Here is a 14,299-nt window from a genome sequence, read left to right on the forward strand (position 1 = left end):
ACCAGCTCCGGCTGCTCCGGCGTCGACCCCGGCCTGAAAGCCAACCCGTCACCCCCGACATCCGGCAGCACCGGGCATTCATCAATACCCTGCCGAACCCGGACCACCGCACCGTCAGACGCCACAACCTCCGCCAACCGCGCCAGAAACGGATGCTCCCCCGCACCGTCCAGCCCCGTGCGCAAGTAATCCGGATCCTCAAACCCCGGCCAATCCTCCAGCGGCGGCATCAACCAGAACAACAACCCACCGGCCCTCAACGTACCCGCCAACCCGGCAAACCCATCCGGCGGATTCCCCTGCCAGCCATCCCAAACCAACACCCCGGTCTCCTGCCCCAGCCACCGCTTGTACTGCGCTGAAGAGACGCCACGTACACCCGCAACCCCGGCGTCCTCATCACGGCCCACCCACAGCGCCCCGGCGACATCAAAACCACCCAACCGCTCCTGCACCCAGCCCCGGGCCCACTCCTGCTCACCCTCCACCAGAACGAGGCGGCGTTGACCGGTATGGGCCAGTTGCTGCGAGAAAAGCGGCCAGCTTTGTTCAGAAGGCAATGACATAGGCGAACTCGAACTCCGAAGGAGTGTTCGGCCGGGTATGGCTTGCCAAAAGTCTGCGGAGCCAGGGATGGCGGAGCCGAAGCGCCACAGGGAAGTGCCGAAGGAGCGTCTTTTGGCAAGCCATACCCGGGTGAACACGGGCGGCAAACGCTGTGTATGAACAAGAACCAAGATTATGGGACAACACTACTCCCGCTGCCAGCAGCCAAGTACAATACCCACCATGCCAAACCAGCCCCAGATGCCAGACACCAGCTACCTGCCAAACCACCTAACCGACGAACAGCGGGCCATCATCACCGCCGGCTACGAACACTCGGTAATCACCGCCGTGGCCGGTAGCGGCAAAACCTCCACCCTGGCCTGGCGCATACGCTACCTGCTGCAACAGGGCCACGACCCGGACCGCATGCTGGTACTCATGTTCAACCGCAGCGCCCGCATCGACTTCCAGCGCAAACTGCAGCAAGTGTGCCACCAGTCCGGCCTGGCCCTGCCGGAAATCCGCACCTATCACGCCATGGGCCTGCGGCTGTACAAACGCTTCGTGCGGGAAGGCTACCTTCCCGGATTCTCAGAAAAAATCCTCACCGAACAGGAAATCGGCTACCAGGCCTGGCTGCTCACCCGCCGGCTGGCACCGGAAGACCTGGCCGACGAAATCCGCCGCAACAAAAAAGACTATGTGGAAACCGCCACCGGCTTTATCGACCTGGTCAAAACCTGCCTGTCGCCGGCAGAGATCGTGTTCGAAGAGCTGGGCTACTCGGAAAAGCACAAATATCTGATCGACCTGTTCCACAGCTTCGAACAATGGCGCAAAGGCCAGGGCCGCATCAGTTACGCCGACATGCTGTACGAACCGGTGATGGCCATCCACCAGAACCCGCCCCTGCAACGACTGGTGGGCAACAAGATAGACCTGATCCTGGTGGACGAATACCAGGACACCAACGAAATCCAGCACCTGCTGCTGCGCTACGTGGCCGGCGACCGTGCCCGGGTGACCGTAGTTGGCGACCCGGACCAGACCATCTACGAATTCCGCGGCGCCAAGCCGGAATTTATCCTGCGCCGGTTCAGCGACGAGTTCGAAAGCCCGCTGGAACAGACCCTGAGCTACACCTTCCGCTACGGCCACCAGGTCGCCTTGCTGGCCAACCACCTGATTTGCCACAACACCGGCCGCAAGGATGTGCTGTGCCATTCCCACTCATCCACTCCGGCTACCGGTGTCAGCCTGCACCGGGCAGAGAACGACAGCGACCAGATCCTGAAAATCCTGCAGCAACAGACCCCGGAGCAAACCAGCCAGAGCGCCATCCTGTTCCGGGTCTGGAGTCAGAGCGTGCCGATCGAGCTGAAACTGCTGGCCCGGCAGATCCCCTATCGCATCGACAGTGGCAAGGGCGCCCTGTTCAGTCGGGAAGTGCAGGCCATCATCGCCCTGCTGATGGTGGTCAGCGGCCGCCTGCAACAACTACCCGACAGCGACCGGCTGGACCTTGCGCGGCAACTGCTGCGTTTTCCCCACGTTGGCCTGAAAGAACCGGAACTGGAAAACCTGGCGCAGTTCCTCGCCGGCTTCGACAGCGACTGGCACGAACGCCTGCTGGCCATGGACTTCAACGCCCTGGCCCCCATGGCCGCCCGCAAGCTGAAAAAACTGGGCGAAGTGTTGATGCAGCTGCGCAACTACAAGGGCCCCGTGGCCGGACTGATCAGCGTCTACGCCGACCATACCGATCTGTACGAAGGCATTCGCAGCCTCGCCCTGACCCACGACAGCGCCGAGGAGCGCATCGACACCATTCAGGGCTTCCGCGACTACCTGAAAAGCCTGGATGTCGACGCCGCCGGTGCGCTGGACCACCTCAAGGCACTGAAACAGCAGGCCGGCGAGCAGCGGGAACAGGGCGTGCTGTTATCCACCATCCACCGCACCAAGGGCCTGGAGTGGCCGGTGGTCATCATTCCCGGCCTGCAGGAAAAGTACCTGCCCTACAGCCCCCGCCCGCAGGACGATGCCCGGGCCCTGCTGGAGAGTGAACGGCGGCTGCTCTACGTGGGCATGACCCGTTGCCGGGAGCAGCTGCACCTGATTACCCGCCCCGACAGCAGCCACCCGCACCTGGAGGGTGATCAGGGCCCCAGCCGCTTCGTGGCAGAATTCTGCTTCCCCCTGGCCCGGGAGCTGGGGCAGGTTCTGGACGCAGGTAACCCCGCCTCTGACCAGCCCATAACGCTCCGGCATCCCCTCACTCCGGTCAGCCTGCGCTATGCCGAAAGGGCCAAAATCACCCTGAATGGCCAGGCGCCGGCCAGCACCCCGGACGCCTCACAACCCGTATGGCACCAGCCCCGGCTCATTCACGCCATCTTTGGCGCCGGCCGCGTAACCGGGGAAAACGAAAGCTCATTCGAGGTACGCTTTGATAATGGCGACACCCTGAATTTCAGCAAGAAAAGCGCCCACCTGTACTTCACCCCGGTAACGGACTGATCCATAAATGGAATTCCCTGCGTACAACTCCTGACCCCGGTAAAGGTGTAATTTTTTGTATTTTTTGGCTTACTGTCCTAGATTCCAGATAAGACGTTGTATCTAGGGATTTGTCTGCGTTCCTGATGAGAGAACGGGAACATAAAAACGAAACAGGAGGTTCTGCATGAACATCATGCGCCCGGTCGCCTTGGCCGTTTTAGCTTCATCCCTGTCTGCGCCTGCCCTGGCCGCCGACAAACAAACCATTTACCTGAACCCGTTCGCCGGTTACCAGCTGTTTGACGACAAGCGTGACCTTAGCGAAACCGACACTTACGGCATTGGTGTTGAATACCGGTTCAAACCCCACTGGGCGGTAGAAGCGGTTTACTCACGCGCTGATGCAGACCGCAAGTACGTGAACGGCGATTCCGAGTTCGAAGAGCTGCGCCTGGACGGCCTGTATTACTTCCGCGGCCAGGATTCTGCCTGGAACCCGTACCTGGCCTTCGGTGCCGGCCACGCTGATTTCGGTGACGGCCCGGTATTTACCGCTGGCACCAACCACGATGAAACCCGTGTAAACGTGGGCGCCGGTGTACGTTACAACATCAGCGACATGATCTCCCTGCGCGGTGACCTGCGCGAGTTCCACGGCATTGACGAAAGCACCTTCGACACCATGGTGTCGCTGGGCCTGAGCCTGGCCTTCCACCGCACCACCACCGAGCCCAAGCCGGCGGATGCGGACAACGACGGTGTGCCCGATTCCCGTGACCAGTGCGCCAACACCCCGGCCGGTGCCCAGGTAGACAGCCGTGGCTGTGAACTGGATACCGACAACGATGGCGTTGCCGACAGCAAGGATCAGTGCCCGAACACCCCGGCTGGCGCTGAAGTAAACAGCCGCGGCTGTGAGCTGGACAGCGACAACGATGGCGTGGTGAACAGCAAGGACCAGTGTCCGAACACGTCCGCCGGTGCGGAAGTGGATGAGACCGGTTGCGAAGGCGTCACCGAAACCGTCGAAACCATCGAGCTGCGGGTTCAGTTCCCCACCAACAGCTCCGTGATTGACGCCACCTACGACGCCGAAATCCGCAAGGCTGCAGACTTCATGGAAGAGTACCCGGACACCACCGTTGAGATTGCCGGTCACTCCGACAGCATTGGTGATGCCGAATACAACCGCTTCCTGTCCCAGCGCCGTGCCGAAGCCGTGGCTGATCGCCTGACTTCCGTACTGGGCGTGGATCCGGACCGTGTGACAGCGGTTGGTTACGGTGAAGCCGAGCCGATTGCCAGCAACGACACTGCAGCTGGCCGTGCCCAGAACCGTCGTGTGGAAGCCCGTATCCAGGTTCGTCGCTAAGACCAGCCAAACGGGTAGTGAATAAGTAAGGCGCCTTCGGGCGCCTTACTTGCTTCTGTCGCAGTCATTCCACCCGAACAGCATCCACCAGCAGGTTTCGGGGCGTCAGTTCCCGTGCACAGAAACGGCCCAGGCGCACCCTGTAACCCTGCTCCTCCAGAAACACCGCGTAATCCAGCACCATCCAGAGCTCCAGTGGCCGGCGGAACAGATGCCTCAGTAACTCGTGGCGCAGAACCTGCAACGCCCGCTGTTCACCCCGCGCCAGCCAGTGCTGCCAGTCCAGGTCATCCGGCAAGTCCAGCTGTTTCTTGCCCGCAGCCCAGCGGCAGAAGCCTTCGAAGTCACCGTTATTCAGGGACGGCGGATGGGAGGGCACCGGCAGATAGCCGTCTACTGCCCGCAGATGGCGCTGCAGGGCATCAAAGCCCAGCCGCCATGCCGTTACCCGGACCGTCTGCTCCCGTACCCTTGCGGGCGCTGTGACCGTTTCCTGAACGGCCAGGCGCAGGGTGTTACGGCCTGGCCTCAGGGCGGGTGCGTGGTTTCGGCTGCCTTGTGCCAGGGGTTGATACTGCTCCTGGGCCGTCAGGTGATAACAGCACGGGGAAAAACTCAGTCTCGGCGTACCGGCCGCCGCGCCGCGCTTCAGCAGTTGCCGGTGCAGGTCGCCACAGGCATGCAGCGCCACGCCATGCACTCCCGCAGGCCAGTTCAGGGAATCCGCCATCACATCCTGATGGTGCAACTGCACCGGATCGCCGTAATGCCGGGCCAGCCGGTTGCCGTCCTGAACCAGCTCATCATTCCACTCGAAGCCCTGCACGCGCGCTGCCCCCCGGGCCGCCAGCGTTCGTGCCAGGTGGCCTTTGCCACAGCACCAATCCAGCACCGGCTGTTGCAGCGGCAGCACCGCGGCGGCAAAGGCACCGGCCTGCAAACGCTTGCGGCCGGGCATATCCACGGCCTGCAGCTCCGGCAGTGCCGACCGGGCCCCGCTGTCGGGAGGCGACAGCTCCGGCAGCTCTACCAGGGCGTCATAGTCAGCAAGGCCCGGCACAAACCGGGCAGCTTCGACGGCAAACGCCGCCAGGTTTTCTTCAAAGGCTTCGCAGGCGTCCAGCGTCAGCGTGTCCAGCCAGTGTGCAAGCTCCGGATAACGTTCGCACCAGGCCGGTTCCGGCTCCATAAACGGTGCCGGTTGCCACAACTCCTGGTGCCGGACCAGCCAGTCATTCACCTGCTGCCAGTGGCTGTAAAAAGATCTCGCTGGCTGGTGTAAACTCGCCGCCGGAGGTAACGTCATGAAACTGGCCTTTGTACTGGTTGAACCAAAAGTTCCGGAAAACGTGGGCGCAGCTGCCCGGGCCCTGTGCACTATGGGTTTTGCCGAGCTGTGGCTGGTCAATTCCGACCTGCACACCCGGCCTGAAGCCCACTGGCTGGCTCACGGCAGTGATCACATCCTGGATAACGCGCGCATTTTCCCTGATCTGGCAGCGGTTAGAAACTCCGCGGATTTGCTGATGGGCACCTCGGCCAAGCCCCGCCATAACCGGCAGGACTGGCACCCGCCGGCGCAGCTGAAATCGGTACTGGCCAACAAGGGCGCGGCAGTGGCTACCGCGGCCCTGGTGTTCGGGCGGGAAGACCGGGGCCTGTCGAACGACGAACTGGCCCTGTGTGACCTGCTGACCGGCTTCCCCATGGCGGTCAGTTATCCGTCACTGAACCTGGCCCAGTCGGTGATGCTCTACGCCTGGGAACTGTCGGGGCTCGCCGGTGCCGGCACCGACAGCCCTGCCGAAGAAACAGAAGCCGCCGGTTTCGGTGCCCTGCGCACCCGGCTGGAAACTCTGTTGCCGAAACTGGATGCCCCAGCTGACGAAAAGCTGTCGCAATGGGTGTTCGAGCGCCTGCCCCTGCTGTCGGAGCGGGATATCGGCTTTGTGCATACCCTGTGCGGCAACATCGAGCGCAAGCTCTGAGCTATTCTGAAAACCGCCCGGGCCGGAAGGCGTCCAGTTGCACCGCCGGCTCCTCGCCATCAATTACCTGGGCAATCACCGCCGCGCTGCCTGCCGACAGGGTCCAGCCGAAGGTGCCGTGCCCGGTATTCAGGAACAGGTTGTCCCTGGGGCCCCGCCCGATAATGGCGGGGCCGTCCGGCGTCATCGGCCGGAACCCGGTCCAGGTTTCGGCGTCATCCAGGTTGGCGCACCCCGGAAAGCGCGACTGCACGGATTTTTTAATGGTGGCAATGCGGGCCCCGGGGATATCCCGGTTGAAGCCCGCCAGCTCCACAAACCCGGTGGCCCGCAAGCGGTTGCCCAGCCGGGTGGAAACCACCTTGAAGTTGTCATCGTGAATGGTGCTCACCGGCGCCCGGCCGGGCTCGCTGAGTGGCACGGTAATGCTGTAGCCCTTGACCGGGTATATCGGCAGTTTCAGCCCTAACGGCCGCACCAGCTCCGGCGACCAGCAGCCAGCAGACACCACGAAGGCATCCCCCTCGACAATCTCGGTACGGCCATCAGCCCGCCGGATCTGCACGCCATTCACCCGCTGCTGGTCCGCCAGCAGGTGTTCCACTGACACTTCATAGCGGAATTCGGCCCCCAGCTCCTGGCATGCCCGGGCCAGTTCCTGGCTGAACAGGTGGCAATCACCCGTTCCGTCGGTGTCGTAGCGAATGGCACCGTACAGGGGGCCGCCACCGGTCATGCCCGGCTCCACCTGCCACACCTGCTCCGGGGTCAGCAGGCTTGAGGCAATGCCCATGCCGGCCAGCAATTCACGCAACTTGCGGTAGTCGTCCATGGCGCTTGGCGTGCTGGCCAGGTGCAGCAGGCCCCGATGGGCACCGTCAAAGGCCAGCTTGTGTTCCTGTTCCAGGGCCAGGAAACGTTCCCGGCTGTAGATACCAAGGCGCAACATGGCCCGCTTGTTCAGCCCGAATAACCCCGGCGACCAGGCGTAGCGCAGGGTGGCAAACATGAACCGCAAGGCCTCCAGCGACGGCGGCAGGCCCAGTTTCAGCGGGCCGTCCTGTTGCAACAGCCATGGCAGGGACTTGAACACCATGGACGGATCCGCCCAGGGATACACCACCCCGTAGGAGCGCTGGGCCGCATTGCCCTTGCTGGTTTCGTTACCCGCCACCGGGTGCCGTTCCAGTACCGTTACCCTGTGGCCACGCCGTATCAGCTCCCGGGCGGTGGTTACGCCCACTACACCGCCGCCTATTACCACAATGTGCATGACTTGCCTCCGTTAACTCACGCCATTCTCGGCCAGCAACTGCCGATACTCCTCCAGCACCTCCGGATGTTCCGCCGGATACTCCGGTGCCAGCTGCTTCAACACATCCGCCACCAGCGCCGCCACAATCGCACGGGCAACCGGCTTGCTGTCTCCGGGCACAACAAACCAGGGTGCATCGTCGGTATGGGTTGCCGCCAGCGCCTGTTCGGCATACTTCTGGTAAGTGGCCCGCTGCTTCCAGCCTTCGATATCGGAATGATCAAATTTCCAGCGTTTCCGGGGTTTGTCCAGGCGCTTCAGCAACCGCCGTTTGTGCTCATCTTCCGACAGGTTGAGCCAGACTTTCACAATACAGGTGCCTTCAGACACCAGATGCCGTTCGAAGTCACAGACCGCCTGGTACCGGGCCGGCCAGTTGTAGGTGTCCTCGGCCCGCACCGGCCACACCCGTTCGCCAATCACCGCTTCATGGTGGCTGCGGTTGAAGGCCACCATCTGGCCATAGGCCGGCAGGTAAGGCGTCACCCGCCACAGAAAATCATGGGCGGCCTCGGCCCCGGTCGGCCGGCTGAACGACCAGGCATGAAAGCCGGCAGGGTCTGCATAGGTGGCCAGGGTGCGAATCAGGCTGTCCTTGCCACTGGTATCCGGGCCATGGACCACCAGCAACAGCGCCTGCTTGCGGTTGGCCCAGAGCCTGCGCTGGTATTCCCCGATGTCTTCCAGGCTGGCCTCAAGCGATGGCACACCTGCGCTGTCATCCAGCTCGGTGGGGTAATGCCCCAGCCCCGGTTGTTTCGGGCTCAGAAACCAGGAACGGGCAAACGCCGTGTACTTCATCAAGGAAACTCCCTAGGCCTGCCGGGCAGGTCAAGCTGTATGCAAACTGTTAAACTCAGGGTATCAACTTTCAGGATAGCAGCCAGCTCTGTGCTGCGATGGAGCCAGAACCCCGGATATGAGCAAAAAACGTCGCGAGATTCCCGTTTTCGATCACCCGATCATTGAGACCCACTGCCACCTGGACTATCTGAAAGACCAGCCCCTGGCGGATATTCTCGAGCACAGCCGGAAGGTCAATATCGAAAAGGTCATCACCATCGCGGTGTCGCCGGACAACCTGGCGGCAGTGCGGGAACTGAGCCAGGCTGCCGACTGGGTGTATGGCACCCAGGGTATCCACCCCCATGAAGCCGAGAGCTACACCGATGCGGTGGAAGCCGAAATCCGCCAGCACGCGGGCGACAGCAAGATCGTCGCCATTGGCGAGATCGGCCTGGATTATTACTACGACAACGCCGACCGCGAAGTGCAGCGGGAGGTGTTCCGCCGCCAGCTGCAAATTGCCTGCGACACCAACCTCCCGGTGGTGATCCACAGCCGGGATGCCGATGACGACACCATCGCCATCCTCAAGGAATTCGAAAACACCCTGGAACGGCGCGGCGTCATTCACAGCTTTACCTCCGGCCCCGGCCTGGCGCAATACGCCCTGGACCAGGGCTGGTGTCTGGGCTTTAACGGCATCACCACCTTCAACAAGGCAGAAAACGTGCGGGACATCGTGCGCATGACACCCATCGAGCAGATTCTGCTGGAAACCGATGCCCCGTTCCTGACGCCGGTGCCCTACCGCGGGCGGGAGAACGCGCCCTTCTACCTGCCGTTCGTGGCGGAAAAAATCGCCGAGGTTAAAGAACTACCGCTCGGGCAGGTTGTGAGCCAGACTTATCAAAACAGTCTCAGGGTGTTTTTCCCGCAACCATGATCTCATCCGTTTTTCAGGTACTCGGCGGGCTGGCGTTGTTCATGCTGGCCATGGAAATGATGACCAACGGCCTGAAAAACGCCGCCGGCCATTCCCTTCGCCACCTGCTTGGCCACTGGACCCGCACCCCGATGCGCGGGCTGATGGCCGGCTTTGTGATTACCGGTATTGTCCAGCACTCCGGCGCGGTCACCGTGGCCACCATAGGCTTTGTTAACGCCGGCTTGCTGTCCCTGAAACACTCCCTGGGCGTGATCTTCGGCTCCAACATCGGCACCACCATGACCGGCTGGCTGGTGAGTCTGGTGGGCTTCGGCTTCAAAATCGAAGCCATTGCCCTGCCCCTGCTGGCGGCGGGCGTGGGATTCCGCACCATCAGCCGCACGCCCCGAAACCAGTTTCTGGGAGAGGCCCTGGCCGGTTTTGCGCTGTTTTTCCTGGGCCTGTCGATTCTGAAAACCGCGCTGGAATCCGCCGCCGGCGGCCTTACCAGTGGCGACATCATCAGCCCGGACTACGGCCTGCCGGCGTTCTTCATGATTGGCCTGATCGCCACCGTTCTGACCCAGTCCTCCAGTGCCTCGCTGGCCATTGTGCTGACTGCAGCTGCCGGTGGACTGATCCCGCTCGACAATGCCGCAGCAGCCGTGGTGGGTGCCAACCTGGGGTCTACCTCCACCGCTGCGCTGTCTGCCCTGAAAGCCACCGCCAACGCCCGGCGCCTGGCTATTGGCCACATTCTGTTCAACGTGGTGACCGGCATCATCGCCCTGCTGATCCTGCCGGTGATGCTCTGGATGGTCGCCACACTGACCGACCTGCTGGACCTGGAAGCCAACCCGGCAGTATCGCTGGCCCTGTTCCACACCCTGTTCAACGTGTTGGGCGCCGCCGTGATGCTGCCGTTTATCACCCCCTTTGCCCGTTTTCTGGGCCGGCTGTTCCGCAGCAAGGAAGAGGACAATGCCGAACCCCGGCACCTGGATGACACCCTGATCACCACCCCGGAACTGGCGATCGGCGCCGTAGACCAGGAGATGAAACGGCTGATCGGCCATACCCGGGGCCTGCTGAGGGTATGCCTGGACCGGGAAGGCCTGAATGTCGCCCAGATCCGCCCAAAAATGGAGGCCATCAAGGCCCTGAACAGCGCCATTACCGACTATATCGGGCGGTTGCGGGCGGAGAAAATGCAGGTCTCCATTGTCGATGCCCTGACGATCAGCGTTCGCACCTGTCGCTACCTGGCCGAAGCCACCGACCTGGCAGACCGGTTGCTGACCCTCAGGGAACTGGCAGACCGCACCGAATTTGCCGGTTCCAAACAGGCCTACAGCGACTACCTGGACACCCTGCGGGCACTGGTGGCGTCGGAAGAACCGGCCCCTGAGTTGCTGGCGAAAACCGAACAGGTTTATCACAGCCTGAAGAACGACACCCTGCAGAAAATTGTCTGGCAGCGGCTGGCCACCACCCTCGGGGAACAGATGCTGGATACCCTCAGCTCGGTACGCCGGCTGAGTGACCAGTGGGCCAAGTCACTCTACTGGCGCGCCGGTACCGATATCCTGAACGGCTACCACCATCAGGAGCCGGTGCCGGAGAACCCGCAATAACCGTTGCGGCCCGTGTTCTTGGCCTGGTACATGGCCTGGTCGGCCTGCCGTAGCAGCTGGTCGCCGTCGAGCTCCACAGGCTGGGGATACAGGGTGTAGCCGACACTGGCAGAGACTTCCACCATGTGGTCGGCTACCCAGACCGGCTCGGCAACCGCCGTCAGCAGCCTGTCCATCAGGTTTTCAATGGCGTCCACATCGGCCACGTTCACCACTATGGCGGCAAACTCGTCGCCACCCAGCCGTGCCAGGGTATCTTCTTCCCGCAGCACCGTACGCAGTCGCCGGGCCACTTCCACCAGTAGCTGGTCGCCGGCGTCATGGCCGAAGGCATCATTCACCGGTTTGAATTTATCCAGGTCGATATAAAGCACCGCCAGCCGGTAATCCTGCCGCCTGGCCTGGGCCATGGCCTGCTGCAGGCGCTCGGCAAACAGCACCCGGTTGGGCAGGTTGGTGAGGGCGTCATAGTGCGCCATGGTGCGAAGCTTCTTCTCGGTTTCCTTGAGCCGGGTGATATCACCGAACACACCCACGAAATGGCTTTTCTCGCCCTGATCATCCACCACTCTGCTCAGGGTCAGGCTCAGGATCAGCCGCCGGCCATCCCGGTTACGGCTGGCGAACTCGCCGCTCCATACTCCGTGTTTGCGGGCAGCCACCAGTATCGAGCTGCCTTCATCCACCGGCAGCGGTGGCAGGCGGCCTATTGCGGTGTTGCGGTCCCAGCCGGTAATCAGGAAGTAGGCCTCGTTGGTGTCGATGACCACACCATGGGCATCGGTGATGAAGATCGCTTCCCGGGCATTTTCAAACACCTTCAGGGCCAGCCGCTGGCGTTCTTCGGCCTGTTTCCGCCGAGTGATGTTGTACCAGGAACACAGCACCGAAGGTGTGTCGTCATCATTTTCGTAGACCGGGGCCAGGGTCATGTCCACCCACACGTGGCTGCCATCCTCCCGGCCGAATAGCCACTCTGATTGCGCCACATCCCCTACCTGAACCCGCTGCAGCAGTCCCGCCAGCTTTCGGGCGGAGTCCTGGCCATCCGGCTGGACCTCCGGGGAAAACCGCTCCAGGGGCTGGCCCAGCATGTCAGCAGCAGAGCGGCACTCCAGCAGCTCCACTGCGGCCCGGTTACAGTCACTCAGGGCCCGGCCACGGATCATCAGCATGGGCTGGGGCCAGCTTGCCACCAGCTCCTGAAGCCGGCGGCTTTCCCGGGACAGCTGGCGCTTCTTGCGGCCCAGCCAGATGCTGGTAGCCAGCAATAGCAGCACCAACACGGTTACCACCGCGACCCATAGCCGGTACTGGTGGAGTACATCCAGCCAGGTTACCCGGGGGACCTGGTCGTAAGGCGGCAGGCGAAGGCTGCGGGTCAGGTGTTCCACCGACTGGTAATCGGCCGGGGGTGCGAAGGAAGCCAGGCCTGCGGCCACGGCAGCCGGGTCGTCTGGTTCCAGGGCAAACAGGGCGGAGGCAATCTGGCGAATGGTGCGGGAATCCACATGGGGCAGAGACACCAGTGGCCATTCCGGATACAGGCGGGTTGAAAGCCGGAACGGATAGCCCCGGAGGTTCTGGGCGTTGATCACCTTCAGCGCGGTTTCCAGCCCCGGTTCTTCCTGCAGAAGTTCTTCCAGAACACCGGTGCGGATAAAGCCGATGTCGGTGTCTCCCGCCAGCACAGCCCGAACCACCCGGTCATGGTTACCCAGATAGATGATCCGGTTATCCCGCCGGATATCCAGGCCTGCCGACTGCAGCTCCAGGGCCTGGGCCTGGTAGCCGCCCAGATAGTGAAGGCCCGGGGTAGCAATGCTTTTGCCGCGCAGGTCTTCCAGTGCTTGAATATCACTGCGCCCGGCTCGGGCAATGATCACACCGCCAATGCTGCCGGTAGTGATGCCGTTCCAGTCGCGCTGCAGGGTAGCCAGTACGCCGGTCAGGCTGCGCTCGCTGCGGATCATCAGGAAATGGGCCGGATTGGTCAGGAAAAAATCAATGCGGTTGGAGGCAACCGCACGGTCCATTTCTTCCTGGGCCAGCACACGGATGGTGATATCCCGGCCGGTCTCCCGGCTCAGATAATCCGCCAGCGGCTGATACTTTGCCATCACCAGGGGGTCGGGGCGGTATCCCAGCACCCCCAGCGTCACGCTATCCGCTTCTGCCGCCACCGGGAGCGGCGCCAGAACCAGCAGCACCAACAGCGCAATCGCCCGCGCCGGGTTACCTGCAAGAACCGAGAACCAACTCACTCTGCCCGCCTTGGCAGAAACTGCTGGCTGGCGATCCGTTCGTGTTCCGGGTGCTTGTCCATCAGTCCCTCCCGTTCCAGAAGCCCGGCCAGGCGTATGGCCGTTGTTTCAATTGTTCCGTTCTTGGCCAGGTAACGCTGGTTGGCGGCGAGATCTGGCAACATAACCGTCGCCAGTGCCTGGCGGATAAGCTCCGGCGCCATGCCCTGCCGCGTTGCTATCCGGTAAACCGCATCGTGCAGGTTGCGCACCAGGTACCGGTAACCGGCAAAATGGCCGGCCACCAGGTCCTTTATTGGCCCGGGCTGGCGGCCTTCGGCCCGGTGGGTCACCGCCAGCACATCAAAGATGGTATCCGGCAACTCCCGGCTGTCAAACAGGCTGACGGCCCCAGCCTGCTGCAGGCGGGCAGCGACCGGCTGGTAACAGACCGACGCATCAATCAATCCGTTATTCCAGGCTTCCAGGTGCTGGTCTACCGGTATATCGACAACCGAAATATCCCCTGTCGTCAGCCCTGCCCGTTCAAGCAGGTGCAGCAGCATAACCCCGGACACGCCATTGAGTTCCACCCCCACCGCTCGTCCCTTCAGCTGCTCGATTGCGGTGATGTCCGGTCGAACCAGCAGCATATCGGCGCCCACCGAAACGTTGGTGACCGCCACCAGCCGCAGGTCTACCCCCGCCGAACAGACCCGCAGCGCTTCATCCAGTGTCAGGGCGGCTGCGTCCAGTTGCCCTGACAACAAGCCGCTCATGGAATCCCTGGCCGCCGTGCCCTTGACCAGTTGCACGGTATCCGGTAACCAGCCGAATTCTTCCGCCAGGTACAAGGGCTCGTACCCGATCCAGGGGTGAATACCGACTCGCAGGGGGTCACCCCGGCCACAACCGGGCAGGCTGGCGGCCAGGCCGGCGGCAAGCGAGAGCTGTAGGAAGCGACGGCGGTGCATAAAAGGCTCCG

Annotated in this window: 11 protein-coding genes; 5 read left to right on the plus strand and 6 right to left on the minus strand. The window is 62.5% G+C overall.

Going from position 1 to position 14,299, the window contains the following annotated elements; all coding sequences use genetic code 11:
* Positions 1–566 (minus strand): tRNA(Met) cytidine acetyltransferase TmcA domain-containing protein (locus LWH94_RS15435; protein WP_232902774.1); only part of this gene is annotated, 566 nt, incomplete at its 3' end.
* Between the two features lie 223 nt (positions 567–789).
* Here LWH94_RS15435 and LWH94_RS15440 point away from each other — a divergent pair.
* Together LWH94_RS15440 and LWH94_RS15445 are read left to right on the plus strand one after the other, a co-directional pair.
* Positions 790–3,069, plus strand: a complete 2,280-nt coding sequence (locus tag LWH94_RS15440; RefSeq protein ID WP_232902775.1) for an ATP-dependent helicase — start codon at positions 790–792, stop codon at positions 3,067–3,069.
* A gap of 166 nt (positions 3,070–3,235) precedes the next feature.
* A complete protein-coding gene (locus LWH94_RS15445; protein WP_232902776.1) occupies positions 3,236–4,423 on the plus strand; it encodes an OmpA family protein in 1,188 nt (395 codons plus the stop codon).
* Between the two features lie 64 nt (positions 4,424–4,487).
* Here LWH94_RS15445 and LWH94_RS15450 read toward each other — a convergent pair whose 3' ends face one another.
* Positions 4,488–5,729: a methyltransferase gene (locus LWH94_RS15450; RefSeq protein WP_232902777.1), complete on the minus strand. Its 1,242-nt coding sequence runs from the start codon at positions 5,727–5,729 to the stop codon at positions 4,488–4,490.
* Between LWH94_RS15450 and LWH94_RS15455 the strand changes: the two genes are divergently transcribed.
* Complete coding sequence (locus LWH94_RS15455) at positions 5,728–6,411, plus strand: tRNA/rRNA methyltransferase (protein WP_232902778.1); 684 nt, start codon at positions 5,728–5,730, stop codon at positions 6,409–6,411. The genes LWH94_RS15450 and LWH94_RS15455 overlap by 2 nt on opposite strands.
* Before the next feature lies 1 nt (position 6,412).
* Here the strand turns inward: LWH94_RS15455 and LWH94_RS15460 are convergent, their stop codons facing one another.
* Positions 6,413–7,684 carry a D-amino acid dehydrogenase gene (locus LWH94_RS15460; RefSeq protein ID WP_232902779.1) on the minus strand — a complete coding sequence of 424 codons (1,272 nt, stop codon included), beginning with the start codon at positions 7,682–7,684 and terminating at the stop codon, positions 6,413–6,415.
* Positions 7,685–7,696: 12 nt separating this feature from the next.
* Positions 7,697–8,527, minus strand: coding sequence for a polyphosphate kinase 2 family protein (locus LWH94_RS15465; RefSeq protein ID WP_232902780.1), 831 nt, complete (start codon positions 8,525–8,527; stop codon positions 7,697–7,699).
* A 118-nt stretch (positions 8,528–8,645) separates the two neighbouring features.
* Between LWH94_RS15465 and LWH94_RS15470 the strand changes: the two genes are divergently transcribed.
* Positions 8,646–9,455: a TatD family hydrolase gene (locus LWH94_RS15470; protein ID WP_094624889.1), complete on the plus strand. Its 810-nt coding sequence runs from the start codon at positions 8,646–8,648 to the stop codon at positions 9,453–9,455.
* Positions 9,452–11,071, plus strand: coding sequence for a Na/Pi cotransporter family protein (locus LWH94_RS15475; RefSeq protein ID WP_232902781.1), 1,620 nt, complete (start codon positions 9,452–9,454; stop codon positions 11,069–11,071). The genes LWH94_RS15470 and LWH94_RS15475 overlap by 4 nt, the downstream gene beginning before the upstream one ends.
* Here LWH94_RS15475 and LWH94_RS15480 read toward each other — a convergent pair.
* Both LWH94_RS15480 and LWH94_RS15485 read right to left on the minus strand, forming a co-directional pair.
* Positions 11,041–13,335 carry a diguanylate cyclase domain-containing protein gene (locus LWH94_RS15480; protein ID WP_232902782.1) on the minus strand — a complete coding sequence of 765 codons (2,295 nt, stop codon included), beginning with the start codon at positions 13,333–13,335 and terminating at the stop codon, positions 11,041–11,043. The genes LWH94_RS15475 and LWH94_RS15480 overlap by 31 nt on opposite strands.
* Positions 13,332–14,288 carry an ABC transporter substrate-binding protein gene (locus tag LWH94_RS15485; RefSeq protein WP_232902783.1) on the minus strand — a complete coding sequence of 319 codons (957 nt, stop codon included), beginning with the start codon at positions 14,286–14,288 and terminating at the stop codon, positions 13,332–13,334. The genes LWH94_RS15480 and LWH94_RS15485 overlap by 4 nt, the downstream gene beginning before the upstream one ends.
* Positions 14,289–14,299 lie beyond the last annotated feature (11 nt).

It is taken from the genome of Marinobacter sp. G11 (assembly GCF_021282325.1).
Lineage (GTDB): Bacteria > Pseudomonadota > Gammaproteobacteria > Pseudomonadales > Oleiphilaceae > Marinobacter > Marinobacter vinifirmus.

What these genes read in the sequence shown, in the direction of transcription:
- LWH94_RS15440 (WP_232902775.1), top strand. Translation starts at nt 790, where the DNA reads ATGCCAAACCAGCCCCAGATGCCAGACACCAGCTACCTGCCAAACCAC.
- LWH94_RS15445 (WP_232902776.1), top strand. Translation starts at nt 3,236, where the DNA reads ATGAACATCATGCGCCCGGTCGCCTTGGCCGTTTTAGCTTCATCCCTG.
- LWH94_RS15455 (WP_232902778.1), top strand. Translation starts at nt 5,728, where the DNA reads ATGAAACTGGCCTTTGTACTGGTTGAACCAAAAGTTCCGGAAAACGTG.
- LWH94_RS15450 (WP_232902777.1), bottom strand. Translation starts at nt 5,729, where the DNA reads ATGACGTTACCTCCGGCGGCGAGTTTACACCAGCCAGCGAGATCTTTT.
- LWH94_RS15460 (WP_232902779.1), bottom strand. Translation starts at nt 7,684, where the DNA reads ATGCACATTGTGGTAATAGGCGGCGGTGTAGTGGGCGTAACCACCGCC.
- LWH94_RS15465 (WP_232902780.1), bottom strand. Translation starts at nt 8,527, where the DNA reads ATGAAGTACACGGCGTTTGCCCGTTCCTGGTTTCTGAGCCCGAAACAA.
- LWH94_RS15470 (WP_094624889.1), top strand. Translation starts at nt 8,646, where the DNA reads ATGAGCAAAAAACGTCGCGAGATTCCCGTTTTCGATCACCCGATCATT.
- LWH94_RS15475 (WP_232902781.1), top strand. Translation starts at nt 9,452, where the DNA reads ATGATCTCATCCGTTTTTCAGGTACTCGGCGGGCTGGCGTTGTTCATG.
- LWH94_RS15485 (WP_232902783.1), bottom strand. Translation starts at nt 14,288, where the DNA reads ATGCACCGCCGTCGCTTCCTACAGCTCTCGCTTGCCGCCGGCCTGGCC.